We start from the raw sequence: 25087 nt of genomic DNA on the forward strand, positions 1-25087 counted from the left end.
GTAAATTTTGAAAGAGTAAAACATGAGAAAAATTGTCATCAATGGTGGACGTCCATTGCAAGGTGAGATCACCATTAGTGGTGCTAAAAATAGTGTTGTAGCGCTTATTCCAGCTATTATCTTATCAGATGATATTGTCACTTTAGATTGTGTTCCAGATATTTCAGACGTTGCTAGTCTTGTCGAAATCATGGAAATTATGGGGGCGACTGTTAAGCGTTATGAGGATGTCTTGGAGATTGATCCAAGAGGTGTTCAAAACATTCCTATGCCTTATGGCAAGATTAATAGCTTGCGTGCTTCTTATTATTTCTACGGAAGTCTTTTAGGTCGCTTTGGTGAAGCTACAGTTGGACTTCCTGGTGGATGTGATCTGGGGCCTCGTCCGATTGACCTTCACTTAAAAGCCTTTGAAGCCATGGGTGCTAAGGTCAGCTATGAGGGAGATAATATGAATTTATCTGCCCAAGGTAAGGGGCTTCATGGCGCAAGTATTTACATGGATACCGTCAGCGTTGGTGCAACGATTAACACTATGATTGCTGCGGTTAAAGCTAAGGGACGCACTGTCATTGAAAATGCGGCTCGTGAACCGGAAATTATCGATGTTGCTACCCTTTTGAACAACATGGGGGCCCATATTCGTGGTGCAGGAACTGATATTATCATTATTGATGGTGTCGAGAAACTTCATGGAACGCGTCACCAGGTTATTCCAGACCGTATCGAAGCAGGAACCTATATTTCACTTGCTGCAGCAGTAGGAAAAGGAATTCGTATTAACAACGTTCTTTATGAGCATCTTGAAGGCTTTATCGCCAAACTAGAGGAAATGGGCGTTCGTATGACGGTCTCAGAAGACAGTATCTTCGTTGAAGAACAGTCTGGTTTAAAGGCCATCAATATCAAAACAGCTCCCTATCCAGGGTTTGCAACCGATTTGCAACAGCCTATCACGCCACTTTTACTAACTGCCCAAGGTCGTGGAACCATTATTGATACGATTTATGAGAAACGTGTTAATCATGTCTTTGAGTTAGCAAAAATGGATGCGGATATTACGACTACAAACGATCACATTATTTACAACGGTGGTCGTAAGTTACAAGGGGCAAGTGTAAAAGCTACAGACTTGCGAGCTGGTGCTGCACTTGTCATCGCTGGTTTGATGGCTCAGGGCCAGACTGAAATTACGAATATTGAGTTTATCCTTCGTGGCTACTCAGATATTATTGAAAAATTGCGTAGTCTTGGAGCAGATATTACACTCGTTGAAGACTAAGCCGTTGAGGTGATTATGAATATTTGGACCAAATTAGCAATGTTTTCTTTTTTTGAAACGGAGCGCTTGTATTTGCGTCCTTTCTTTTTTAGTGACAGTCAAGCGTTTTTCGAGATTGCTTCAAACCCTGAGAATTTACAGTTTATTTTTCCCAGTCAAGCAAGTTTGGAAGAAAGTCAGTACGCCCTTGCTAACTATTTTATGAAGAATCCTCTAGGTGTTTGGGCAATTTGTCTCCAAGGAAATCAGGAAATGATTGGCTCCATTAAATTTGAAAAGATTGATGAAATCAATAAAGAAGCAGAAATTGGTTACTTCTTAAAAAAGGATTCTTGGTCACAAGGTTTTATGACAGAAGTGGTTACCAAGCTATGTCAGCTTTCATTTGAAGAATTTGGTTTAAAACAATTATCCATCATCACTCATTTGGAAAATCAAGCTAGTCAAAAAGTAGCCTTAAAATCAGGCTTTAACCTCGTCCGACAGTTTAAGGGGAGCGATCGCTATACGCGAAAAATGAGGGACTATCTTGAATTTCGATACATAAAAGGAGAATTCAATGAGTAAACACCAGGAAATTTTGTCCTATCTGGAAGAGTTGCCAATTGGGAAGAGAGTTAGTGTTCGCAGTATTTCCAATCACCTAGGTGTTAGTGACGGAACAGCCTACCGAGCTATCAAAGAAGCTGAAAATCGTGGCATCGTTGAAACTCGGCCACGTAGTGGAACCATACGGGTAAAGTCCCAGAAAGTGGCTATTGAGAGGCTAACCTATGCTGAAATTGCTGAAGTCACCTCATCTGAAGTTTTAGCTGGTCAGGAAGGGCTGGAGAGAGAGTTTAGTAAATTCTCCATTGGGGCTATGACAGAGCAAAATATCCTGTCCTATCTCCATGATGGCGGTCTTTTGATCGTAGGAGACCGCACTCGCATTCAACTTTTAGCCTTGGAAAATGAAAATGCAGTCCTTGTAACGGGTGGTTTTCATGTGCAGGACGATGTTCTTGAGTTGGCTAATAAAAAAGGGATTCCAGTTCTAAGAAGTAAACATGACACTTTTACAGTAGCGACCATGATTAACAAGGCCCTCTCAAATGTTCAAATCAAAACAGACATTTTAACAGTCGAAAAGCTCTATCGTCCCAGTCATGAGTATGGTTTTTTGAGAGAGACGGATACAGTCAAAGACTATCTAGACTTGGTCCGTAAGAACAGAAGTAGTCGTTTCCCAGTCATTAACCAACACCAAGTGGTTGTTGGGGTTGTTACTATGCGCGACGCAGGAGATAAATCCCCTAGCACGACGATTGACAAGGTGATGACACGTAGTATCTTTGTAACAGGCTTAGCAACCAATATTGCCAATGTCAGTCAACGAATGATTGCAGAAGACTTTGAGATGGTTCCGGTAGTCAGAAGTAACCAAACCTTACTCGGTGTCGTAACACGACGAGATGTCATGGAAAAGATGAGCCGTTCCCAAGTTTCTGCCTTGCCAACTTTCTCAGAGCAAATTGGGCAAAAACTTTCTTATCATCATGATGAAGTCGTTATTACTGTTGAGCCCTTCATGCTGGAGAAAAATGGTGTTCTTGCTAATGGTGTCTTGGCTGAAATTCTCAACCATATGACTCAAGACCTCGTTGTGAATAGTGGACGTAATCTCATCATTGAACAGATGTTGATTTATTTCTTGCAGGCTGTACAGATAGATGATACTCTGCGGATTCAGGCTCGAATTATTCACCACACGAGACGTTCAGCTATTATTGATTATGATATTTATCATGGTCATCAGATTGTTTCAAAAGCAAATGTTACGGTTAAAATTAATTAGAATCTAGGAGAAAAAATGATAACTTTAAAATCAGCACGTGAAATCGAAGCCATGGACAAGGCTGGTGATTTCCTAGCAAGTATCCATATCGGCTTACGTGATTTGATTAAGCCAGGCGTGGATATGTGGGAAGTTGAAGAGTACGTTCGTCGACGTTGTAAAGAGGAGAATTTCCTTCCTTTACAGATTGGAGTAGATGGTGCAGTCATGGATTACCCCTATGCCACTTGTTGCTCTCTCAATGACGAAGTAGCTCACGCTTTTCCACGTCATTACATCTTGAAAGATGGTGATTTGCTCAAGGTTGACATGGTACTGGGTGGTCCGATTGCCAAATCCGACCTCAATGTCTCTAAACTCAATTTCAACAATGTTGAGCAAATGAAAAAATACACCCAAAGTTATACTGGTGGTTTAGCTGACTCATGTTGGGCTTATGCGGTTGGTACACCGTCTGAAGAAGTGAAAAACCTGATGGACGTGACCAAGGAAGCTATGTATAAAGGGATTGAGCAAGCAGTTGTTGGCAATCGTATCGGTGATATCGGTGCAGCCATTCAAGAATACGCTGAAAGTCGCGGTTACGGTGTCGTTCGCGATTTGGTTGGTCATGGTGTTGGTCCAACTATGCACGAGGAGCCAATGGTTCCTAACTACGGTATTGCAGGCCGTGGACTCCGCCTCCGTGAAGGAATGGTACTAACCATTGAACCCATGATCAATACTGGTGACTGGGAAATCGATACAGATATGAAGACTGGCTGGGCTCATAAGACTATAGATGGCTGCCTGTCTTGCCAATATGAACACCAGTTCGTGATTACCAAAGACGGTCCAGTTATCTTGACTAGTCAAGGTGAAGAAGGAACGTATTAAAAAAAGGAGCTTAGCTCCTTTTTTTGTGTCAAATTTTATCAAAATAAATAAGCGTAGCAGACTTCTTACAAATTTATTCTTTTGTAGTAAAATAGGATTAGAATTTTAAGAAAGTAGGTAATTCGTTGGAGTCGATTATATTTCTAGTATCCGTTTTTTTAGCAGGTATCCTGTCCTTCTTTTCACCCTGTATCTTTCCTTTGCTACCTGTCTATGCTGGTATTTTACTGGATGATCAGGGAAATTCGAAAAGCTTTCGCTTTTTTGGAAGAGACGTTGCATGGTCTGGTTTAATTCGAACCTTGTGCTTTATTGCAGGAATCTCCCTCATTTTCTTTATTTTGGGATTTGGAGCTGGATTCCTAGGGCACATGCTCTATGCAGACTGGTTTCGTTATGCTATGGGAATAGTCATTATTCTTTTAGGGCTTCACCAGATGGAAATCTTGCATTTCAATAAACTGGAGATTCAAAAGACAGTCACCTTCAAACAATCAAAGTCTAATCACTATCTGTCAGCCTTTTTACTTGGGATAACCTTTAGTTTTGGTTGGACCCCTTGTATCGGACCAGTTTTAAGTTCGGTCTTGGCTCTGGCGGCTTCAGGTGGTAATGGTGCTTGGCAAGGAGCCGTGTTAACATTAGTATACACATTGGGAATGGCCCTTCCTTTCATTGTTTTGGCCTTGGCTTCGGGCTGGATTATGCCCTATTTTAGTAAATTAAAACCCCATATGATTCTACTAAAGAAAATCGGCGGAGCTTTGATTATTTTGATGGGATTGTTATTAATGCTAGGGCAGTTAAATGCCTTGTCAGGAATTCTTGGATAAAGGAGAAAAAATGAACAAAGTTATTTTTGCTGGATTGAGCCTCATGTCTCTATTCTTGTTGATTGCCTGTGGTGAAAAAGAAACCAAACAGACAAGCAGTCCAAAACAACCAGCTGTACAACAAATCGCAGTCGGTAAGGATGCGCCAGACTTCACCTTGCAGTCTATGGATGGCAAAGAAGTCAAGTTATCAGACTATAAAGGGAAAAAGGTCTATTTAAAATTCTGGGCTTCTTGGTGTGGACCATGTAAAAAAAGCATGCCTGAGTTGATGGAACTAGCTGCCAAACAAGATCGAGACTTTGAAATCTTGAGTGTCATTGCACCTGGTTTACAAGGTGAAAAAACAGTTCAAGACTTTCCAAAATGGTACCAAGAACAAGGCTACAAGGATATTCCAGTTCTATATGATACGCAAGCAACTACCTTCCAAGCCTACCAAATTCGTAGTATTCCAACAGAATACTTGATTGACAGTCAAGGTAAAATCGGAAAAATCCAATTTGGTGCTATTAGCAACGCTGATGCAGAAGCAGCATTTAAAGAAATGAAATAAAGAAAAAATCGCGATTATTCGCGATTTTTTTATAGTTTTTCATTGATAAAGCGGATAAATTGATTCCACCAAACCTTCAAAAAGAAGGCTTTTTCTACTTTCTTTTCAGAAACCATTTCAAAAGATGGTTTGTCAGAAGTGAGATAGCCCTGGCCGACCAAATCCTGATCATCATAGGTCAGAGTACCAACAACCTTGCCTTCTTCCAATGGAGCCATTTCTGATGTTGATTTCGGTGTGAATTGGAGGGCTGGTGTAGTACCGCTTCCGATGCGTTGGACGATGGAAATATCTGACTTAGCGACAGCTGTCACATTATCTTCTTTACCATCCAGAACTGTTACTTTACTATCGTTGTATGCTTCACCTTTCTGAACGACAGTTTTTAAGGCAAAGTTTGCAGAAATATAATCTAAAAGTGCAGAAGTTGCGGTAAAACGCGCATAAGGGTTGGTATCTTGTTGATCTGCATTCAAAACAACCGTAATAATACGCATCCCTTTCTCAACAGTTGTTCCAACGAATGAAGCGCCAGCTTTATCAGTAGTACCTGTCTTTAGTCCATCGATACCACCACGATAGGCAGGCATTCCTTCCAACATATAGTTGGTTGAGTGGATTTCAAGTCCTGCAAAGGTAGAAGTTGGCTTTTTGGTGATTTCCAAAACTTGAGGATAATCTCGGATGAGGTTACGAGCGACGATTGCAACATCGTAGGCACTCAACTTGTTTTCATCGTCTTTTTTAGAACCAGGATAGATATTATCGCCAAGGGTCTCATTATTTAAACCAGTTGTGTTTACAATAGTTGCATCTTGAATTCCCCATTCAAGAAGTTTAGCCCTCATTTTGTCTACAAAGTCTTTCTCAGAACCAGCAATCTTTTCTGCTAGTGCAATGGCAGCGCTGTTTGCACTGGATACCATTGTAGCCTCTAATAGTTGTTCAACAGTATAATTTCGAGCTTCCATAGGGAGGTTACTCGCCTCAGAATTAGTTGTAAGTTTGTAAGGATAGTCCGAAATATCAACAGGTGTAGATAGGCTGATAGTTCCTTGTTCCAGAGCTTCATAGACCAAATAAACTGTAACCAGTTTGGTAATGGAAGCAATTTCTACAGGCTGATTTGCATCTTTTTCATAGAGGATTTTTCCAGTTGTAGCTTCGACGGCAATGGCATGTTTAGCAGCAACATCAAACTCCTGAGCAGAAACAGTAGAAGCTGTTCCAAAAACTAAAAGTGTCATAAAAGATAAAATTATTTTTTTCATATTAGCTTTATTTTATCATAAAGAAAAAAAATATTCTCGCTTTTTTACTAAAGCCAACTTATCTTTTTCAGAAATATGGTAAAATAGAGAGAAGGAGGATACCTATGTTCCGTAGAAACAAATTATTTTTTTGGACAGCTGAAATTTTATTATTAACACTGATTTTCTATCTTTGGAGAGAAATGGGAGCCATCATTACTCCCTTCGTAACGGTTGTGAATACCATCATGATCCCATTTTTGCTTGGTGGATTTTTTTACTATATTACAAATCCAATCGTTACTTTCTTAGAAAAGAGATGTAAAATTAATCGTCTAATTGGTGTCTTGGTTACTCTTTGTGCCTTAATTGGTGCTATCGTTGTAGGGGTCGTTTATCTCTTGCCGATTTTGATTAATCAGTTGACCAGCTTGATTATTTCTAGTCAAAATATCTATAGTAGACTACAAGATTTGATCATCGATTTGTCCATGAATCCAGTCTTCCAAAATATTGATATTCAACAAACAATTCAACAACTTAATCTCTCCTATGTGGATATCCTCCAGAATATCCTTAATAGCGTCAGCAACAGTTTAGGAAGCGTTCTTTCAGCCTTGTTTAGTACAGTGCTGATTCTCATTATGACCCCTGTATTCTTGATTTACTTCTTGTTGGATGGTCATAAGTTGCTACCAATGTTGGAACGTACCGTCTTAAAACATGACAAATTGAATCTTTCTAGCCTTTTAACCAATCTCAATACAACTATAGCCCGTTATATCAGTGGAATTGCGATTGATGCGGTTATTATTGGATGTTTAGCTTATATTGGCTATAGCGTTATCGGATTAAAGTACGCCTTAGTTTTTGCTATTTTTTCTGGAATCGCAAATTTAATTCCTTATGTTGGTCCAAGTATTGGCTTGATTCCAATGGTGATTGCCAATGTGTTCACGGATCCTCATCGTATGTTGATTGCGGTTGCTTATATGCTCATTATTCAGCAGATTGATGGAAATGTTCTCTATCCACGCATCGTTGGAGGAGTTATGAAAGTGCATCCGATTACGATCTTGGTGCTCCTTTTACTGTCAAGTAATATCTACGGTGTCATAGGGATGGTCGTAGCAGTACCTACTTATTCTATTTTTAAAGAAATTACTAAGTTCCTAGCGAAGTTATATGAAAACCATAAAGAAGCTAAAGAATTGGAAAAAACAGAATCAAATTAAAATCAGGGAAACCTGATTTTTTTGATGAAAAGACTATCGCCCAAACAAAATAAGTTTGAATTCATATTGCCATAAAGAAGCAGAAGAACAGGATTTGATAAGATTTAGATTAATTCACAAAATATGTGTAAAACACTTGCAATTTAGCAGAAATTTGATAAAATAGTAAGGAAAGTTAGACTGTATTGCCTACTGTCTATCTATAAAATATATTTTATTGGAGGCTTTTACTCAAATGGCAAAAGAAAAATACGATCGTAGTAAACCACACGTTAACATTGGTACTATCGGACACGTTGACCACGGTAAAACTACTTTGACTGCAGCTATCACAACTGTATTGGCACGTCGCTTGCCTTCAGCAGTTAACCAACCTAAAGACTATGCGTCTATCGATGCTGCTCCAGAAGAACGCGAACGCGGTATCACTATCAACACTGCGCACGTTGAGTACGAAACTGAAAAACGTCACTACGCTCACATCGACGCTCCAGGACACGCGGACTACGTTAAAAACATGATCACTGGTGCCGCTCAAATGGACGGAGCTATCCTTGTAGTAGCTTCAACTGACGGACCAATGCCACAAACTCGTGAGCACATCCTTCTTTCACGTCAGGTTGGTGTTAAACACCTTATCGTCTTCATGAACAAAATTGACTTGGTAGACGACGAAGAATTGCTTGAATTGGTTGAAATGGAAATCCGTGACCTCTTGTCAGAATACGACTTCCCAGGTGACGATCTTCCAGTTATCCAAGGTTCAGCTCTTAAAGCTCTTGAAGGTGACTCTAAATACGAAGACATCATCATGGAATTGATGAACACTGTTGATGAGTACATCCCAGAACCAGAACGTGACACTGAAAAACCATTGCTTCTTCCAGTCGAAGACGTATTCTCAATCACTGGACGTGGTACAGTTGCTTCAGGACGTATCGACCGTGGTACTGTTCGTGTCAACGACGAAATCGAAATCGTTGGTATCAAAGAAGAAACTCAAAAAGCAGTTGTTACTGGTGTTGAAATGTTCCGTAAACAACTTGACGAAGGTCTTGCTGGAGATAACGTAGGTGTCCTTCTTCGTGGTGTTCAACGTGACGAAATCGAACGTGGACAAGTTATCGCTAAACCAGGTTCAATCAACCCACACACTAAATTTAAAGGTGAAGTCTACATCCTTACTAAAGAAGAAGGTGGACGTCACACTCCATTCTTCAACAACTACCGTCCACAATTCTACTTCCGTACTACTGACGTTACAGGTTCAATCGAACTTCCTGCAGGTACTGAAATGGTAATGCCTGGTGATAACGTGACTATCGACGTTGAGTTGATCCACCCAATCGCCGTAGAACAAGGTACTACATTCTCTATCCGTGAGGGTGGACGTACTGTTGGTTCAGGTATGGTTACAGAAATCGAAGCTTAATTCGATTAAGTTCCCAGAAGAACAATTATTTAAGTCAGACACTAAAAGAATCTTGCCTTGCAAGGTTCTTTTTCTTCTTACTCTATTTGAAGTGCTTCCACTCTAGCAGTATAATCGTTTTTTTGGTATAATAAAAGTTATGGAAATCGAAAAAACCAATCGTATGAACGCCCTTTTTGAATTTTATGCGGCGCTTTTGACAGACAAGCAGATGAACTATATTGAACTCTATTATGCTGATGATTATAGTCTTGCTGAGATTGCTGAAGAGTTCGGTGTCAGTCGTCAGGCTGTTTATGACAATATCAAGCGGACAGAAAAGATTCTAGAAGATTATGAGATGAAACTGCACATGTATTCGGACTACATTGTCCGCAGTCAGATTTTTGACCAGATTTTAGAGTGTTATCCCAAGGATGACTTTCTGCTGAAGCAGATAGAAATTTTAACAAGTATTGATAATAGAGAATAAGAGGAAGAAAAATGGCATTTGAAAGTTTAACAGAACGTTTACAGAACGTCTTTAAAAATTTACGTAAAAAAGGAAAAATATCTGAGGCTGATGTCCAAGAAGCAACCAAAGAGATTCGTTTGGCCTTGCTTGAAGCCGACGTTGCCTTGCCTGTTGTAAAGGACTTTATCAAGAAAGTTCGTGAACGTGCAATCGGACACGAGGTCATTGATACCCTCAATCCTGCCCAACAGATTATCAAAATCGTGGATCAGGAACTGACAGCCGTTTTAGGTTCTGATACGGCAGAGATTATCAAGTCACCTAAGATTCCGACAATCATTATGATGGTCGGTTTGCAAGGGGCTGGTAAAACGACATTTGCTGGTAAGCTGGCTAATAAACTCAAGAAGGAAGAAAATGCTCGTCCTTTGATGATTGCGGCAGATATTTATCGTCCAGCAGCCATCGATCAGTTGAAAACACTTGGACAGCAGATTGATGTTCCAGTCTTTGCTCTTGGAACAGAAGTACCAGCTGTTGAGATTGTCCGTCAAGGTTTGGAGCAAGCGCAAGCCAATCACAACGATTATGTCTTGATTGATACGGCAGGACGTTTGCAGATTGATGAGCTTTTGATGAATGAGCTTCGTGATGTTAAAGCACTGGCTCAGCCAAATGAAATCCTGCTCGTCATTGATGCCATGATTGGTCAGGAAGCGGCAAATGTTGCTCGTGAGTTTAATGCTCAGTTGGAAGTAACTGGTGTCATCCTTACCAAGATTGATGGGGATACTCGTGGTGGTGCGGCCTTGTCTGTTCGCCACATTACTGGTAAACCTATCAAGTTCACTGGTACGGGTGAAAAAATTACAGATATTGAAACCTTCCACCCAGACCGTATGTCAAGCCGTATCCTTGGTATGGGGGATATGCTCACTTTGATTGAGAAAGCCTCTCAAGAATACGATGAGCAAAAAGCTCTTGAAATGGCTGAGAAGATGCGTGAAAACACCTTTGATTTCAATGATTTCATTGATCAATTAGATCAGGTGCAAAACATGGGGCCAATGGAGGACTTGCTCAAGATGATTCCAGGTATGGCTAACAACCCTGCCCTTCAAAATATGAAGGTGGATGAGCGCCAGATTGCGCGCAAACGTGCCATTGTATCTTCCATGACACCCGAAGAGCGTGAAAATCCTGATTTGTTAAATCCAAGCCGTCGCCGTCGTATCGCTGCAGGTTCTGGAAATACCTTTGTCGAAGTCAATAAATTTATCAAAGACTTTAATCAGGCTAAACAGCTCATGCAAGGTGTCATGTCTGGGGATATGAACAAGATGATGAAGCAAATGGGAATCAATCCAAATAACCTTCCAAAAAATATGCCAAATATGGGAGGGATGGATATGTCTGCCCTTGAAGGCATGATGGGACAAGGTGGAATGCCGGATATGTCAGGTCTCGGAGGAGCAGGCATGCCAGATATGAGCCAGATGTTTGGTGGCGGACTCAAAGGTAAAATCGGCGAATTTGCTATGAAACAGTCTATGAAACGTATGGCCAACAAAATGAAAAAAGCGAAGAAAAAACGTAAATAAAAAAGGAAAGCAGAAGTGCTTTCCTTTTTTATATAAAATATGTGATTTCTATGATTAGGCAATTTTCTTACTAGAAAAATGACTAAATAGAAAGAGTAATCTCAAATCCTTGCATCCATTCGGATTTTACTGTGATTTCGATTTTTAAAGCATCTGCTAATTGTTTGACCAGATAGAGGCCCATGCCTGTTGATTTTTTCCTTGTCTCACCTGAATCACCTGTAAAACCTTTCTCAAAGATATGAGGGAAGTCACAAGCTTTAACTCCGCAGCCATTATCCCTAATAATAAGACTTGTACGTCCCTTGTCTTTTGACATAGAAATCTTGAGTTCTGGCTTATCAGAGCTATATTTAAGGGAGTTAGCTAGTATTTGAGACAGGATAAATTCAAAACTGCGTTGATCGGTGTAGCAGATTCCTTGTATGTTTTCTACCTTAATCGTAAATTTCTTTTCTTTGAGCAAGGGATCAAAGTTTTCCAAAAGTTCCTGAATACACTCTTCGAGGTCGACATCTTCAAATAGAAAATCATTTTTTTCACTTTTAACCCTGTAATAGAATAGTATCTGTGATACATTTTCTTGGATTTGATTTTTTACATAATCCAACTTAAAAGCTGTATCCTTCGGCAGCTGGTCACTTTGGTTGTCCAAAAGGAGGGAAAGAAGCGATAGAGGAAGTTTGATTTCATGAGCCCACTTTTCAACATAGTCCTCATAGTCGGCTAGTAATGAATTGAGCTTTCCTATTTCCGCCTGTTTTTGGTAGAGCGCATTTGCGATTTCCTCGAGGCTTTCTTTCTCTGAGACAGTTGATAAACGCAATAATTCCAGCTCCGTATCTATCTTAGGATTGGCTATGAAGGCTTTATAAGCAGCTGATTTTTTCCTTTCTTTTCTTATAAGTAGGAGTGATAGGATAAAAAAGAGTAGGACTGTAGCTAAAAGATAGAGCAGGATGAGAGCTTGAAACATCCTCACGTCTGAAAGCCAAAGCAGAATCGCTGTGAATAGATCAAATACTAAAAGAACAAGTAACCAGGGCAGGTAAGTAGCTAGATATTTAAGATTCTGTTTCATCTGGACTTACCTCTTCTAGCTTGTAACCAATACCTCTGACGGACTTGACTTGAAGGGCAATGCCAGCCTGTTTCATCACCTTTTTGAGCCTTGCAATATTTACTTGAAGAGCATTTTCATCGATGAACTCAGTTGTGTTCCATAGTTTCATACTTAGTTCTTCTTTTGTGACGACAGGAGCATTAGTAACCAATAAGGTTTCTAACAATTTCCCTTGATTTTGGGGGAGTATAATCGAGTGTCCGTTGATATAAAGGGTATAGGTTTGTCTATCCAGCAGAAAATTATCTTTTTCAAGTAGATTTTGTCTGCCTTCATAGCGTTTCAGGATATTTTCTATACGTGCCAAAAATCTTTCTTTCTTGAAAGGCTTTGTTAGATACTCATCTGCCCCTAATTTCAGGGCGTAAATCTCATCTTTTAGTTGTTCACGGGAGGTGAGAACCAATATGGGCACAGAGCGTTTTGACTTGAGATTTTTACAAATTTGAAAGCCAGTTTCTCCTGGTAAATTCAAATCCAGTATGATTAGATCTGTATCGTATTGAAGCACTTGTTGGCTCGTATCTTTGAAGTCAGTCAACTTATCAACTTGATAACCCGCTTTCTCTAACAAAATAACAATTTCATCTCGAATCAAGGCTTCATCTTCAATAACCAGAATATGCTTCATATCGGTTCCTCCTTTTCCTATTTTATTCTACCTTATTCATCTCTTTTGGGTTCCATTAAGGACAACAAGTATTTGTTGCTATTTTTCTTTACAATTCTGACATAGATGACTTCAAATCCAGCTAAGAGAAGTACTATCAGCATGGCTGTGATAAATTTCTGCCCCATGGCCATTCTTGCGCTAGCGGGTACTATTCCTGTGAGGAGGGAGCTCACTCCGAAGCTACTACTGATAAGTGCAAGGGCTATTGGCAGACCAAAATACCAATTGATTTGCTTTTCTGAAGATTTACAAAGAGTTTCGTAGTTTGCTCCAAGATGGATTAAGGTCTGGTATCGTCTGTAAGATTGTCTTTGTCCCATCAAAAACTGAACGCCGATGATTGTATTTGCGACAACAAGGAAGATGATAGCCAGATAGATGGTGACATAGCTGGCAGAGATAATGTAAAATAATTGTCTTCCCATATTTTGTATATAGCTTTCATAGCCAAGAGAGGTTTGATTTAGCTTTTCATTTGTATCTGAGATAGCTCTCATCAGGCCTTTTTCCTTGACTAGTTCAGGAGCCAAGATACCACTGACATAGTTCGAATAGTGACCGTCTGTATAGCTCATAAAGGTCTCATCTGGGACTATGAGGGCTACAGAAATGGTTATTTCGCGATCCGTTACAATCGGTAAAGAATGAACCTCTCCAATCAATTTTACATCATTTCCCATGACTTTGATTTGAGGTTTTGCTTTCAGAACAGAGTTGACGAGATTCTCATCGGGGAGAAAATCTTTTCCCATATACAAGTAGGCTTCCTCGCTAGTTAATTCTAGAGGAGGGAGATTGGCAGCCTTTCTAAGTTCATTGTATTCGGAAACTGGTATGAGGTGGGAAGTAGTAGACTGTTTAAATCTTTGGAGCAAAATTTCCATGTTCTTACTGCCTTTTTGCTTTTTCAACTCCTTGATGATCTCTTCGAAGGACACGGACTCGTTTTCTTTTGGTTTCCCGACTTTGATTTGTAGAATCTTTGAGAACTGTGATGCTAGTCCTTCTGCTTCAAGCTCTTTTTTAACTGTATTCACATCAAGATTTTCATCTGTATCCTGTTTGCTATCTCTAAATGTATAATCCAATACGTGGGTTTGATTGCCTGAATTGCCACTTGAAATAGCAACACCTGCTCCAAAGAGGCACAAGGCAGAGAAGATTAAGAGGGAGCAGATGGCCAGTATAGTTGAGCGCTGGATAACTAATTCCTGAATCTGTCTAAAATTATAGGCATGAAGTTTTCGATTGTTTCCAAGCTTGACCAAAAAGTCTATAAATAAACGCATACCAAAGAAGAGTAGGATAGTTCCCAGAGTTCCTAAGAGAACGGTGATTCCCATTGTTATGACATTTTCCCAAGCTCGTCTACTCATCCCCAAGTAATAGGCTGTCCCTAGAAGCAAAATTCCGAGGACGGAAGCAAGAAGGTACACCCCCTTGGGGAGTAGTTTCTTTATCCCAGAAGGAGAATAGGCAAGCAGGTTTCCGATTTCCATATTGGCCGTCTTTGCACTTAAAAGGACAAAAACAGCTAATTTTACGGCTAGGAAGCCGATGACTGTATAGACTAGAGCTGTGGTAGATAGAGAAAATTGATGTTCAATAATCCCTAGTCCCACAATTTTAGCGGTTATTAGGCTGATTAGTTCTGAAATCAAGATAGAAATTGGAAGGCCTATTCCAAGGGCAAGGACACTGTTTCTCAAATCCTCGAGCAGGAGTAGCAAGAACAGTTTGCTTCTTCGCATTCCCAGTGTGAGATAGACACCAAATTCATGTTTTCTCCTTTCCATCTGCATACTGCTTGCGAAGTAGACTAGAAAAAAGAGAATAAAGAGCGTTGCTACATAAAGAATAGGAATCATGCTAAAGAGTTTATTTACAGCATCACTTTCTATTTGTTTGAGAAAGATCATTACATCTTGATGAGACAAAGAAAGGATGATGTAAAAGGAGATAATAGAAAGAACCATGGAACTGAAGTACAAGCCATTATTTTTTCGATCTCTCTTGCTATTTGTTGAGACTAATTTAGAAAACATTGCCATCACCTCCAGCTAGGGCTGCCATGACCTTTAGTATTCTGTGGTAGAAATCTTCTTGACTTTCTCTTGGATAATCGCGACGGATTTCATGGAATAGTTTTCCGTCTTGGATAAACAAGATGCGGTTGCAAAAGCTGGCTGCAACGGAATCGTGGGTCACCATGAGAATGGTGGTTTCTTCCACTTGATTCATTTCGGATAATTTTTGCATCAAAATGGTCGCATTTTTTGAATCCAAAGCCCCTGTGGGCTCGTCTGCAAATACAATCTTAGGGTCTAAAATTAAGGCGCGCGCAGCAGCTACCCTTTGCCGTTGACCACCTGATAATTGAGAAGGGAACTTATCCAGAAGTTCAGAAATATCCAGATATTGGGAAAGTAATTCTAACCGAACCTTGCTTTCGTCGGCATCGACCTTGTGTAAAGACAAGGGGAGTAAAATATTTTCTTTGGCTGTAAGATTGTCCAAAAGCTCAAAATTCTGGAAGAGATAGCCAATTTCCTTGCCTCTATAATCTGCTAATTGGCTCCCTTTTAACTGACCTAAATCTTTTTCTTGCATTTGAATAGAGCCGTCAGTTGGCTTGATGATTGTGGCGAGACAGTTAAGAAGGGTTGTTTTCCCAGAACCGCTACTCCCCATAATTCCTAAGAACTCACCTTTTACAACTTGAAAAGATATGCCGTTTAAGGCCTTGGTGATATTCGGCTCTTTTCCATAATGCTTTTTTAATGATTCTACTCGTAAAATTGTTTCCATGTGGAACACCTCCATCTTTTGTTACTTTCATTATAATATGAATCAGAGTAGAATAACACTTACGGATGATGTAAGAAATCTTTATCGCTGACTTTTATAGTCAGGTTATTAGAGCTATACTTACTATATTATAGCATGGTTTCAGGGATTTAAAAAGAGGAGTTGAAGCTCAAGGACTTTCCATATTACAAGAATTTCTGATTTTGAAAATATGAAAGAAAAAGCCTTAGAAACATTGATTTCTAGGGATTTTTAACTTATTAACTCTATTCCCACTCAACGGTTGCAGGTGGTTTACTTGTAATGTCATAGACGATACGGTTAACGTGATCCACTTCATTAACGATACGTACAGAAATCTTTTGAAGGATTTCCCAAGGAATCTTGGCAAAGTCAGCTGTCATACCATCGATAGAAGTGATAGCGCGAATGGCGATGGTGTAGTCATAAGTACGACCATCACCCATAACACCTACTGAACGAACGCCTGTGTTGACAGTGAAGTATTGCCAGATATCGCGGTCAAGACCAGCTTTAGCGATTTCTTCACGTAGGATAGCATCAGACTCACGAACAGTTTCTAGTTTTTCCTCAGTGATTTCACCCATGACACGGATAGCGAGTCCTGGTCCTGGGAATGGTTGGCGCCATACGATGTGGTCTGGCATACCAAGCTCTGTACCGAGGGCACGGACTTCGTCTTTATAAAGAGTGTTCAATGGTTCAATCAGTTCAAACTGCATGTCTTCTGGAAGACCACCAACGTTGTGGTGTGACTTGATGGTTTGAGCTGTATCTGTACCAGACTCAATCACGTCAGTGTAAAGCGTTCCCTGAGCAAGGAATTTCACATCTTTGAGCTTGCTTGCTTCGTCATCAAAGACATAAACAAATTCGTTACCGATGATTTTACGTTTTTGCTCAGGGTCAGAAACACCAGCAAGTTTGTCAAGGAAACGTTTAGCAGCATCTGCTTTGACGATATTCAAACCAAACTTACCACCAAGCATGTCCATAACTTGATCTGCTTCACCTTTACGAAGAAGACCGTGGTCTACAAAGATACAGATCAATTGATCGCCGATTGCTTTCTGGAGAAGAACGCCAACAACAGAAGAGTCAACACCACCTGATAGGCCGAGAAGAACACGCTTGTCACCTACAGTTTCACGGATTTTCTTGATCTGCATATCGATGAAGTTATCCATTGACCAATCACCCTTAGCTTTACAGATGTTAAGAGCAAAGTTGCGAAGGATATCATTCCCGTATACAGAATGGCGAACTTCTGGGTGGAATTGGATACCATAGATGTGCTTGTCAGGGTTTTCAATAGCTGCATAAGGACAGTCAGCAGAAGTTCCAGTACGAACGAAATCAGCTGGAATCTCTGTAACAGCATCGCCATGGCTCATCAAAACAATCTGTTCTTCAGGAGTCCCTTCAAAGAGAGCAGAAGTGGTGTGGGTAAGTGGTGATTGGCCATACTCTCGGTTACCAGCATCACCTGCAGGAACAACTTTTCCTCCAAGTTTATGAGTTAAAAGTTGCATACCATAGCAGATTCCTAAAATTGGAATGCCAAGTTCAAAAATTTCTGGGTCAATATCAAATGAACCATCTTCGTATACAGAGTTTGGTCCACCAGAGAGGATGATCCCTACAGGGTTAATCGCACGAACCTCTGCGGCTGAGATTTTGTGACTTTTTAGCTCTGAAAAAACACCAATTTCACGAATACGGCGTGAAATCAGCTGGTTGTATTGGCTACCATAGTCCAGCACGATGATTTTTTCGACATCTTGCAAATCAGTTGAAATGTTGCTCATCTTTTTCCTTTCTCAAAAGAAATATCTTTTTCAATATTCTATCACAAATAGGGGCTAATTACCAACTAAACAAGGCAAAGTTTGACTTTTTCTTAGCAAATACGGTACAATGGAGAAAATAAAGAAAAGAAGTGAGAATCATGTTACCAGCTTATATGAAAATCCACGATCAGATCAAGAAGGATATAGATGAGCATCATTGGAAAATCGGAGAGAGACTTCCAAGTGAGCGAGATTTAGCTGAACAGTTTCAAGTTAGCCGGATGACATTACGCCAGGCTATCTCTCTCTTAGTTGAGGAAGGAGTTTTGGAGCGTCGTGTAGGAAGTGGGACCTTTGTCTCTAGCACTCGTGTCCAAGAAAAAATGCGGGGAACGACTAGTTTTACGGAGATAGTCAAATCTCAAGGGAAAGTCCCTTCTAGCCAGCTCATTTCTTACAGAAGAACCATTCCAAATGAGCAAGAGGTCGCAAAGCTAGGGATTACTCCGACAGAGAATATTATCCGCATGGAACGGGTGCGTTATGCTGACCAAGTACCGCTAGTCTATGAAGTCGCATCCATTCCTGAAAAATTTATTAAGGATTTCAAAAAAGAAGAAATCACCAGCCACTTCTTTCAGACCTTGCAAGAACATGGTTACCAAATTGGAAAATCCCAACAGATCATTTATGCGAGATTGGCTAAGGAAAAAATTGCCCATTACTTAGAAGTTGAGAAAGGGCATGCGATTCTGGCTTTGACTCAGGTTTCCTATCTCGATGATGGGACGGCTTTTGAATATGTTAAGAGTCAGTATGTGGGTGAACGTTTTGAATTTTATCTTGAAAACAACTAGTCTTAACAGACTAGTTTTTAGTTTCTAAGAAGATTAGAATTGTCAAAACAATTTGCCTAGGCTTGATTTTATTGCTTATTTACTATAAAATGAGAAGGAAAAACGTCAAACTTTTATATTGCAAATAGGAGAAAAAATGACAAAAACATTAAAACGTCCTGAGGTTTTATCACCTGCAGGGACTTTAGAGAAACTGAAAGTAGCTGTTCAATATGGTGCGGACGCAGTCTTCATCGGTGGACAGGCCTATGGTCTTCGTAGCCGTGCTGGGAATTTTACCTTTGAACAGATGGAAGAAGGCGTTCAGTTCGCTGCAAAGTACGGTGCCAAGGTCTATGTGGCTGCTAACATGGTCATGCATGAAGGAAATGAAGCAGGCGCTGGAGAATGGTTCCGTAAGTTGCGTGATATCGGGATTGCGGCAGTTATCGTGTCAGATCCAGCCTTGATTATGATTGCAGCAACAGAAGCACCAGGTCTTGAAATTCACCTTTCAACTCAAGCAAGTGCAACCAACTATGAAACTCTAGAGTTCTGGAAAGAACTTGGTCTAACTCGTGTGGTTTTGGCCCGTGAAGTTTCAATGGAAGAATTGGCAGAGATTCGCAAACGTACAGATGTCGAGATTGAAGCATTTGTCCATGGGGCCATGTGTATTTCTTACTCAGGTCGTTGTACGCTTTCAAACCACATGAGTATGCGTGATGCTAACCGTGGTGGTTGTTCTCAATCTTGCCGTTGGAAATACGACCTCTACGACATGCCATTCGGCCAAGAACGTAAGAGCCTTAAAGGTGAAATCCCAGAAGAATTTTCGATGTCTGCCGTAGATATGTCTATGATTGACCATATCCCAGATATGATTGAAAATGGTGTAGACAGTCTTAAGATCGAAGGTCGTATGAAGTCTATTCACTATGTTTCAACAGTAACAAACTGCTACAAGGCGGCTGTGGATGCTTATCTCGAAAGTCCTGAAAAGTTTGAGGCCATCAAACAGGACTTGGTGGACGAGATGTGGAAGGTTGCCCAGCGTGAATTGGCAACTGGATTCTACTATGGTACACCGTCTGAGAATGAGCAGTTATTTGGCGCACGTCGTAAAATTCCTGAATACAAGTTTGTCGCTGAAGTGGTTGCTTATGATGATGCGACTCAAACGGCAACCATTCGTCAACGAAATGTCATCAACGAAGGCGATCAAGTTGAGTTTTATGGACCAGGTTTCCGTCATTTTGATACTTATATCGAAGATCTTCATGATGCCAAGGGCAATAAAATCGACCGTGCTCCAAATCCAATGGAACTCTTGACAATCAAGGTCCCACAACCTGTACAAGCAGGTGACATGGTTCGTGCTCTGAAAGAAGGGCTCATCAACCTCTATAAGGAAGACGGGACAAGTGTTACAGTTCGTGCCTAGATAAGGAAAAGGGAATGATTCAAGCTCAAGGTTTATTGGTAGATGATGAAAGCAGGTGTGTTCATTATCATAGTGAAAAGGATATTGTTTCACTCCAGTGTTATGAATGCAAGAAATACTATGCATGCTATCAGTGCCACAATGCTATGGAAACGCATTTGTTTTCGCCCTATCCCTTGGTGCTTTCTGAGGATCGACCGATCTTATGTGGGGTTTGTAAGAGGACAATGACTTTCCAAGATTACCAAAAACAGATGGCTTGTCCTTACTGCAGTGCACCATTTAATCCAGGTTGTAAACAACACTATTCCTACTATTTTAAATAAAATGAATCGATCCAAGTTCTTAACTTGGATTTTTCGGTTTGTTTCAGAAAATATAGTAAAATCAAGAAAAACTCGCAATCTAAAATGGAAAAACTTTCTATAGAATAGTGTAAAAATAGCAAAAATAGAAATAAATCAGCTGAAACGCTTCCAACGTAAGTAAAAAGTTGACAAAAACAAATTTTAGGACTAAACTAAGTAAGTAAATTTTAAATAAAAGGAGAATTCATCATGAATTTAACATTTTTCGGTCTTTGTCTTGCCTGTATGGGTGTATCCCTTGCAGAAGGTATGTTGATGAACGGTTTGTTCAAATCAGCAGCTCGCCAACCAGACATCATCCCACAATTACGTAGCTTAATGATCATGGGGATTGCCTTTATTGAAGGAACGTTCTTGGTTACCCTCGTCTTTTCATTCGTCATCAAATAGACAAATGGAACGAGAAGAAAAGGGAGGATTCTAGATGGAAGAAAGTATCAATCCAACCATCAATATTGGTCCTGTTACCTTTGATTTAACCATGTTAGCCATGACCTTGTTGATTGTGGGAGTTGTTTTTGGCTTTATCTATTGGGCAAGTCGCAATATGACTTTGAAACCCAAAGGAAAGCAAAATGTACTTGAGTATTTCTATGACTTCGTTATTGGATTTACAGAACCTAACATTGGTAAAAGCTACATGAAAGACTACTCGCTCTTTTTCCTTTGTCTATTTCTATTTATGGTACTGGCAAATAACCTCGGTTTGATGGCGAAACTTCAAACTACAGATGGGACAAACCTTTGGACATCGCCAACTGCAAATCTCCAGTTTGACTTGGCCTTGTCATTTGGAATTATCCTGATGACCCATATTGAAGGGATTCGTCGCCGTGGGATTAAAAAATATCTAAAAGCCTATATCACACCTGGCTTTATGACTCCCATGAATATCTTAGAAGAGTTTACCAACTTTTTATCACTTGCCTTGCGGGTGTTCGGAAATATCTTTGCTGGAGAAGTGATGGCTAGTTTGCTAATCACTCTATCTCATCAAGCTCTATATTGGTATCCAGTTGCTTTTGGTGCTAACTTGGCTTGGACAGCCTTTTCTGTCTTTATTTCCTGCATCCAAGCCTATGTGTTTACCATGTTGTCTTCTATGTACTTAGGAAATAAGATAAATGATGGAGAAGAGTAGAAAGGAGTAACAGATGCACGTAACAGTAGGTGAATTAATTGGTAACTTTATTTTAATCGCTGGCTCTTTTATCCTTTTGATTGTCTTAGTTAAGAAATATGCGTGGTCAAACTTGACAAGTGTCTTCGAAGAAAGGGCAAATAAAATTGCTGCTGATATTGATGGAGCTGAACAAGCTCGTCAAAAAGCAGAAACTCTTGCCCAAAAACGTGAAGATGAATTGGCTGGTAGTCGCAACGAAGCCAAAACAATCATTGAAAATGCTAAAGAGACTGCAGAGAAGAGTAAAGCAGATATTCTGGCAGATGCTAAAGTAGAAGCGGGTCGCTTAAAAGAGAAGGCGAATCAAGAAATTGCTCAGAATAAAGCAGAAGCTTTGCAAAGTGTTAAGGGCGAGGTGGCAGATTTGACGATTAGTCTTGCTGTTAAAATCATCTCAAAAAACCTTGACAGTCATGCTCATAAGGAACTCATTGATCAGTATATCGATCAGCTAGGAGAAGCCTAATGGACAAGAAAACAGCAAAGGTCATTGAAAAGTACAGCATGCCTTTTGTCCAATTAGTGATTGAAAAAGGAGAAGAGGACCGGATTTTTGCAGACTTGGATCAAATCAAGCAAGTCGCAGAAGAAACGGGCTTACCTTCTTTTTTAGCTCAGGTGGCAGTTGATGAGTCTGATAAGGAAAAAACAGTTGGTTTTTTTCAAGACTCTGTCTCACCTTTAATGCAAAACTTTATTCAGGTTCTGATTTACAATCACAGAGCAAATCTTTTTTATGATATCATTGTTGATTGTTTGAATCGTCTTGAAATAGAAACCAATCATTTTGTAGTCACGATTTCCTCAGCTCATCCTTTAACGGACGAGCAGAAGGAACGTTTGCTTCCCTTGATAGAGAAAAAAATGTCTCTGAAAGTACGGAGTATCAAAGAACAAATTGATGAAGGACTCATTGGTGGTTTTGTTATTTTTGCTAATCACAAGACAATTGATGTGAGTATAAAACAACAACTTCGAGTTGTTAAAGAAAATTTGAAATAGAAAGTGGTGTTCTTTTGGCAATTAACGCACAAGAAATCAGCGCTTTAATTAAGCAACAAATTGAAAATTTCAAACCCAATTTTGATGTGTCTGAAACTGGTGTTGTAACCTATATCGGGGATGGAATTGCGCGTGCTCACGGTCTTGAAAATGCCATGAGTGGAGAGCTGTTGATCTTTGAAAACGGCTCTTATGGGATGGCGCAAAACTTGGAGTCTACAGACGTTGGGATTATCATTCTTGGAGACTTTACAGATATTCGTGAAGGTGATACCATTCGCCGTACAGGTAAAATTATGGAAGTACCTGTTGGGGACAGCCTAATCGGACGTGTTGTCGACCCACTTGGTCGTCCAGTTGATGGTCTTGGTGATATCCATACTGACAAGACTCGTCCAGTGGAAGCGCCAGCTCCTGGCGTTATGCAACGTAAGTCTGTATCAGAACCATTGCAAACAGGTTTGAAAGCTATTGACGCCCTTGTTCCGATTGGTCGTGGTCAACGTGAGTTGATTATCGGTGACCGTCAGACAGGGAAAACAACTATTGCGATTGATACAATCTTGAACCAAAAAGGTCAAGATATGATCTGTATCTACGTAGCGATTGGACAAAAAGAATCAACAGTCCGTACACAAGTAGAAACACTTCGCCAGTACGGTGCCTTGGACTACACAATCGTTGTGACAGCCTCTGCTTCACAACCATCTCCATTGCTCTTCCTAGCTCCTTATGCTGGTGTAGCTATGGCAGAAGAATTTATGTACCAAGGCAAGCATGTTTTGATTGTTTATGATGATCTTTCAAAACAAGCGGTCGCTTATCGTGAGCTTTCTCTCTTGCTTCGTCGTCCACCAGGTCGTGAAGCCTTCCCAGGGGATGTTTTCTACCTTCACAGTCGTTTGCTTGAGCGCTCAGCTAAAGTTTCTGATGAGCTTGGTGGTGGATCTATTACAGCCCTACCATTTATCGAGACACAAGCGGGAGATATCTCTGCCTATATCGCAACCAACGTGATCTCTATCACTGACGGACAAATCTTCCTTGGTGATGGTCTCTTCAATGCAGGTATTCGTCCAGCCATTGATGCGGGTTCATCTGTATCCCGTGTAGGGGGTTCGGCACAAATCAAAGCCATGAAGAAAGTTGCTGGTACACTCCGTATCGACCTTGCTTCATACCGTGAGTTGGAAGCCTTCACTAAGTTTGGTTCTGACTTGGATGCAGCAACACAGGCTAAGTTAAACCGTGGACGTCGTACTGTAGAAGTATTGAAACAACCTGTTCACAAACCACTACCTGTTGAGAAACAAGTAACCATTCTCTATGCTTTGACACATGGTTTCTTGGATACGATTCCTGTAGATGACATTGTTCGTTTTGAGGAAGAGTTCCATACTTTCTTTGATGCTCATTATCCAGAGATTTTGGAAACCATTCGTGAAACAAAAGACTTGCCAGAAGAAGCAGTCTTGGATGCTGCGATTACAGAGTTTCTCAATCAATCCAGCTTCCAATAAGAATAGAGGTGTCAGATGGCAGTATCTCTAAATGATATTAAAACAAAAATCGCCTCAACAAAAAATACTAGTCAAATCACTAATGCCATGCAAATGGTATCGGCTGCTAAACTAGGTCGCTCTGAAGAAGCAGCGCGCAACTTCCAAGTTTACGCTCAGAAAGTTCGTAAGCTTTTGACGGATATTCTGCATGGTAACGGATCTGGTGGTTCAACCAATCCGATGCTCATCAGTCGCCCAGTTAAGAAAACAGGCTATATCGTTATCACTTCAGACCGTGGCTTGGTTGGAGGTTATAATGCTTCCATCCTTAAAGCCGTTATGGAGTTGAAAGAAGAATACCATCCAGATGGTAAAGATTTTGAGATAATCTGTATCGGTGGTATGGGAGCTGATTTCTTTAAGGCTCGTGGTATTCAGCCAATCTATGAACTACGTGGCTTGGCTGATCAACCTAGTTTTGATGAAGTTCGTAAAATTATTTCAAAAACGATTGAGATGTACCAAAACGAACTTTTTGATGAATTGTACGTCTGCTACAACCATCATGTCAATACTCTCACAAGTCAAATGCGTGTGGAACAAATGCTTCCGATTGTTGACTTGGATCCAAATGAAGCGGATGAAGAGTATAGCTTGACCTTTGAGTTGGAAACGAGCCGTGATGAGATTCTAGAGCAGTTGTTGCCACAGTATGCCGAAAGTATGATTTACGGGGCTATTATCGATGCCAAGACAGCTGAAAATGCTGCAGGTATGACCGCCATGCAAACGGCGACTGATAATGCCAAGAAGGTCATCAATGATTTGACAATCCAGTATAACCGTGCTAGACAGGCGGCGATTACACAAGAAATTACAGAAATCGTAGCGGGGGCTAGTGCCTTAGAATAAGGCTTTGCCTCCCTCGTATCAAAATGAACTTAGGACCTAGTTGAACTAGGAACCGACAGTATCTTATAT

25 protein-coding genes are annotated in these 25087 nt (G+C 40.4%); 19 read left to right on the forward strand and 6 right to left on the reverse strand.

All coding sequences use genetic code 11. From position 1 onward, the window contains the following. Window positions 1-22: 22 nt before the first annotated feature. The 6 genes from O3652_RS01750 to sdbB all read left to right on the forward strand — a co-directional run bounded on the left by O3652_RS01750 (window position 23) and on the right by sdbB (window position 5384). Window positions 23-1282, forward strand: coding sequence for a UDP-N-acetylglucosamine 1-carboxyvinyltransferase (locus O3652_RS01750; protein ID WP_125413159.1), 1260 nt, complete (start codon window positions 23-25; stop codon window positions 1280-1282). A gap of 15 nt (window positions 1283-1297) precedes the next feature. Then, window positions 1298-1849 (forward strand): GNAT family N-acetyltransferase, encoded by a 552-nt coding sequence (locus O3652_RS01755; RefSeq protein ID WP_125413160.1) that lies wholly within the window; start codon window positions 1298-1300, stop codon window positions 1847-1849. Then, window positions 1842-3119 carry a CBS-HotDog domain-containing transcription factor SpxR gene (spxR, locus tag O3652_RS01760; RefSeq protein ID WP_000033809.1) on the forward strand — a complete coding sequence of 426 codons (1278 nt, stop codon included), beginning with the start codon at window positions 1842-1844 and terminating at the stop codon, window positions 3117-3119. The genes O3652_RS01755 and spxR overlap by 8 nt, the downstream gene beginning before the upstream one ends. 15 nt (window positions 3120-3134) lie before the next feature. Next, entirely contained in the window at window positions 3135-3995 is an 861-nt protein-coding gene (locus O3652_RS01765; protein WP_125413161.1) for a methionyl aminopeptidase, read from the forward strand. A 125-nt stretch (window positions 3996-4120) separates the two neighbouring features. After that, window positions 4121-4828, forward strand: coding sequence for a thiol-disulfide oxidoreductase-associated membrane protein CcdA2 (ccdA2, locus tag O3652_RS01770; protein ID WP_000443810.1), 708 nt, complete (start codon window positions 4121-4123; stop codon window positions 4826-4828). Window positions 4829-4838: 10 nt separating this feature from the next. Further along, a complete protein-coding gene (sdbB, locus tag O3652_RS01775; protein ID WP_125413162.1) occupies window positions 4839-5384 on the forward strand; it encodes a thiol-disulfide oxidoreductase-associated lipoprotein SdbB in 546 nt (181 codons plus the stop codon). Window positions 5385-5413: 29 nt separating this feature from the next. Here the strand turns inward: sdbB and pbp3 are convergent, their stop codons facing one another. Next, window positions 5414-6655 (reverse strand): D-alanyl-D-alanine carboxypeptidase PBP3, encoded by a 1242-nt coding sequence (gene pbp3, locus O3652_RS01780; protein ID WP_125413163.1) that lies wholly within the window; start codon window positions 6653-6655, stop codon window positions 5414-5416. A gap of 104 nt (window positions 6656-6759) precedes the next feature. On the opposite strand from pbp3, the gene O3652_RS01785 reads away from it, so the two are divergent. From O3652_RS01785 to ffh, 4 genes are all read left to right on the forward strand, one after another. Beyond that, on the forward strand, window positions 6760-7869 hold the full coding sequence (locus tag O3652_RS01785; protein WP_000489823.1) for an AI-2E family transporter: 1110 nt from the start codon (window positions 6760-6762) through the stop codon (window positions 7867-7869). 235 nt (window positions 7870-8104) lie between these two features. Further along, a complete protein-coding gene (gene tuf, locus O3652_RS01790; RefSeq protein WP_001040720.1) occupies window positions 8105-9301 on the forward strand; it encodes an elongation factor Tu in 1197 nt (398 codons plus the stop codon). A gap of 139 nt (window positions 9302-9440) precedes the next feature. Then, window positions 9441-9773, forward strand: a complete 333-nt coding sequence (locus O3652_RS01795) for a putative DNA-binding protein (protein WP_125413164.1) — start codon at window positions 9441-9443, stop codon at window positions 9771-9773. 11 nt (window positions 9774-9784) lie between these two features. Beyond that, window positions 9785-11356 carry a signal recognition particle protein gene (ffh, locus tag O3652_RS01800; protein ID WP_125413165.1) on the forward strand — a complete coding sequence of 524 codons (1572 nt, stop codon included), beginning with the start codon at window positions 9785-9787 and terminating at the stop codon, window positions 11354-11356. Between the two features lie 82 nt (window positions 11357-11438). Here the strand turns inward: ffh and O3652_RS01805 are convergent, their stop codons facing one another. From O3652_RS01805 to guaA, 5 genes are all read right to left on the reverse strand, one after another. Continuing rightward, on the reverse strand, window positions 11439-12437 hold the full coding sequence (locus O3652_RS01805; RefSeq protein ID WP_070568729.1) for a HAMP domain-containing sensor histidine kinase: 999 nt from the start codon (window positions 12435-12437) through the stop codon (window positions 11439-11441). Continuing rightward, window positions 12421-13110 carry a response regulator transcription factor gene (locus O3652_RS01810; protein WP_070568722.1) on the reverse strand — a complete coding sequence of 230 codons (690 nt, stop codon included), beginning with the start codon at window positions 13108-13110 and terminating at the stop codon, window positions 12421-12423. Before O3652_RS01810 ends, O3652_RS01805 begins: the two co-directional genes overlap by 17 nt. A 32-nt stretch (window positions 13111-13142) precedes the next feature. Beyond that, a complete protein-coding gene (locus tag O3652_RS01815) occupies window positions 13143-15197 on the reverse strand; it encodes an FtsX-like permease family protein (RefSeq protein ID WP_070568719.1) in 2055 nt (684 codons plus the stop codon). Continuing rightward, window positions 15187-15960 carry an ABC transporter ATP-binding protein gene (locus O3652_RS01820; RefSeq protein WP_000447868.1) on the reverse strand — a complete coding sequence of 258 codons (774 nt, stop codon included), beginning with the start codon at window positions 15958-15960 and terminating at the stop codon, window positions 15187-15189. Before O3652_RS01820 ends, O3652_RS01815 begins: the two co-directional genes overlap by 11 nt. Before the next feature lie 266 nt (window positions 15961-16226). After that, window positions 16227-17789 carry a glutamine-hydrolyzing GMP synthase gene (gene guaA, locus O3652_RS01825; RefSeq protein ID WP_070568715.1) on the reverse strand — a complete coding sequence of 521 codons (1563 nt, stop codon included), beginning with the start codon at window positions 17787-17789 and terminating at the stop codon, window positions 16227-16229. 140 nt (window positions 17790-17929) lie between these two features. Here guaA and O3652_RS01830 point away from each other — a divergent pair, with 140 nt between their 5' ends. The 9 genes from O3652_RS01830 (at window position 17930) to O3652_RS01870 (ending at window position 25018) form a co-directional block, all read left to right on the forward strand. Then, window positions 17930-18628, forward strand: a complete 699-nt coding sequence (locus O3652_RS01830) for a GntR family transcriptional regulator (RefSeq protein WP_070568712.1) — start codon at window positions 17930-17932, stop codon at window positions 18626-18628. A 136-nt stretch (window positions 18629-18764) separates the two neighbouring features. Then, window positions 18765-20051, forward strand: a complete 1287-nt coding sequence (locus O3652_RS01835) for a U32 family peptidase (protein WP_070568709.1) — start codon at window positions 18765-18767, stop codon at window positions 20049-20051. A 14-nt stretch (window positions 20052-20065) separates the two neighbouring features. Beyond that, window positions 20066-20377 (forward strand): CHY zinc finger protein, encoded by a 312-nt coding sequence (locus tag O3652_RS01840; protein WP_076984503.1) that lies wholly within the window; start codon window positions 20066-20068, stop codon window positions 20375-20377. Between the two features lie 231 nt (window positions 20378-20608). Then, window positions 20609-20809, forward strand: coding sequence for a F0F1 ATP synthase subunit C (locus O3652_RS01845; protein WP_001054556.1), 201 nt, complete (start codon window positions 20609-20611; stop codon window positions 20807-20809). A gap of 34 nt (window positions 20810-20843) precedes the next feature. Continuing rightward, the gene (gene atpB, locus O3652_RS01850; protein ID WP_000392869.1) at window positions 20844-21560 is read left to right on the forward strand and encodes a F0F1 ATP synthase subunit A; all 717 of its coding nucleotides are present in this window, start codon (window positions 20844-20846) and stop codon (window positions 21558-21560) included. Window positions 21561-21573: 13 nt separating this feature from the next. Beyond that, a complete protein-coding gene (gene atpF / locus O3652_RS01855; protein WP_061421090.1) occupies window positions 21574-22068 on the forward strand; it encodes a F0F1 ATP synthase subunit B in 495 nt (164 codons plus the stop codon). Continuing rightward, a complete protein-coding gene (locus tag O3652_RS01860) occupies window positions 22068-22604 on the forward strand; it encodes a F0F1 ATP synthase subunit delta (protein ID WP_070568704.1) in 537 nt (178 codons plus the stop codon). The genes atpF and O3652_RS01860 overlap by 1 nt, the downstream gene beginning before the upstream one ends. A 14-nt stretch (window positions 22605-22618) precedes the next feature. Further along, window positions 22619-24124, forward strand: a complete 1506-nt coding sequence (gene atpA / locus O3652_RS01865; protein WP_000996617.1) for a F0F1 ATP synthase subunit alpha — start codon at window positions 22619-22621, stop codon at window positions 24122-24124. Between the two features lie 15 nt (window positions 24125-24139). After that, the gene (locus O3652_RS01870) at window positions 24140-25018 is read left to right on the forward strand and encodes a F0F1 ATP synthase subunit gamma (protein ID WP_000301228.1); all 879 of its coding nucleotides are present in this window, start codon (window positions 24140-24142) and stop codon (window positions 25016-25018) included. Window positions 25019-25087: the final 69 nt, after the last annotated feature.

It is taken from the genome of Streptococcus sp. 27098_8_23, assembly GCF_041432195.1.
Lineage (GTDB): Bacteria > Bacillota > Bacilli > Lactobacillales > Streptococcaceae > Streptococcus.

What these genes read in the sequence shown, in the direction of transcription:
- O3652_RS01750 (WP_125413159.1), top strand. Translation starts at nt 23, where the DNA reads ATGAGAAAAATTGTCATCAATGGTGGACGTCCATTGCAAGGTGAGATC.
- O3652_RS01755 (WP_125413160.1), top strand. Translation starts at nt 1,298, where the DNA reads ATGAATATTTGGACCAAATTAGCAATGTTTTCTTTTTTTGAAACGGAG.
- spxR (WP_000033809.1), top strand. Translation starts at nt 1,842, where the DNA reads ATGAGTAAACACCAGGAAATTTTGTCCTATCTGGAAGAGTTGCCAATT.
- O3652_RS01765 (WP_125413161.1), top strand. Translation starts at nt 3,135, where the DNA reads ATGATAACTTTAAAATCAGCACGTGAAATCGAAGCCATGGACAAGGCT.
- sdbB (WP_125413162.1), top strand. Translation starts at nt 4,839, where the DNA reads ATGAACAAAGTTATTTTTGCTGGATTGAGCCTCATGTCTCTATTCTTG.
- pbp3 (WP_125413163.1), bottom strand. Translation starts at nt 6,655, where the DNA reads ATGAAAAAAATAATTTTATCTTTTATGACACTTTTAGTTTTTGGAACA.
- O3652_RS01785 (WP_000489823.1), top strand. Translation starts at nt 6,760, where the DNA reads ATGTTCCGTAGAAACAAATTATTTTTTTGGACAGCTGAAATTTTATTA.
- tuf (WP_001040720.1), top strand. Translation starts at nt 8,105, where the DNA reads ATGGCAAAAGAAAAATACGATCGTAGTAAACCACACGTTAACATTGGT.
- O3652_RS01795 (WP_125413164.1), top strand. Translation starts at nt 9,441, where the DNA reads ATGGAAATCGAAAAAACCAATCGTATGAACGCCCTTTTTGAATTTTAT.
- ffh (WP_125413165.1), top strand. Translation starts at nt 9,785, where the DNA reads ATGGCATTTGAAAGTTTAACAGAACGTTTACAGAACGTCTTTAAAAAT.
- O3652_RS01805 (WP_070568729.1), bottom strand. Translation starts at nt 12,437, where the DNA reads ATGAAACAGAATCTTAAATATCTAGCTACTTACCTGCCCTGGTTACTT.
- O3652_RS01810 (WP_070568722.1), bottom strand. Translation starts at nt 13,110, where the DNA reads ATGAAGCATATTCTGGTTATTGAAGATGAAGCCTTGATTCGAGATGAA.
- O3652_RS01815 (WP_070568719.1), bottom strand. Translation starts at nt 15,197, where the DNA reads ATGTTTTCTAAATTAGTCTCAACAAATAGCAAGAGAGATCGAAAAAAT.
- O3652_RS01820 (WP_000447868.1), bottom strand. Translation starts at nt 15,960, where the DNA reads ATGGAAACAATTTTACGAGTAGAATCATTAAAAAAGCATTATGGAAAA.
- guaA (WP_070568715.1), bottom strand. Translation starts at nt 17,789, where the DNA reads ATGAGCAACATTTCAACTGATTTGCAAGATGTCGAAAAAATCATCGTG.
- O3652_RS01830 (WP_070568712.1), top strand. Translation starts at nt 17,930, where the DNA reads ATGTTACCAGCTTATATGAAAATCCACGATCAGATCAAGAAGGATATA.
- O3652_RS01835 (WP_070568709.1), top strand. Translation starts at nt 18,765, where the DNA reads ATGACAAAAACATTAAAACGTCCTGAGGTTTTATCACCTGCAGGGACT.
- O3652_RS01840 (WP_076984503.1), top strand. Translation starts at nt 20,066, where the DNA reads ATGATTCAAGCTCAAGGTTTATTGGTAGATGATGAAAGCAGGTGTGTT.
- O3652_RS01845 (WP_001054556.1), top strand. Translation starts at nt 20,609, where the DNA reads ATGAATTTAACATTTTTCGGTCTTTGTCTTGCCTGTATGGGTGTATCC.
- atpB (WP_000392869.1), top strand. Translation starts at nt 20,844, where the DNA reads ATGGAAGAAAGTATCAATCCAACCATCAATATTGGTCCTGTTACCTTT.
- atpF (WP_061421090.1), top strand. Translation starts at nt 21,574, where the DNA reads ATGCACGTAACAGTAGGTGAATTAATTGGTAACTTTATTTTAATCGCT.
- O3652_RS01860 (WP_070568704.1), top strand. Translation starts at nt 22,068, where the DNA reads ATGGACAAGAAAACAGCAAAGGTCATTGAAAAGTACAGCATGCCTTTT.
- O3652_RS01870 (WP_000301228.1), top strand. Translation starts at nt 24,140, where the DNA reads ATGGCAGTATCTCTAAATGATATTAAAACAAAAATCGCCTCAACAAAA.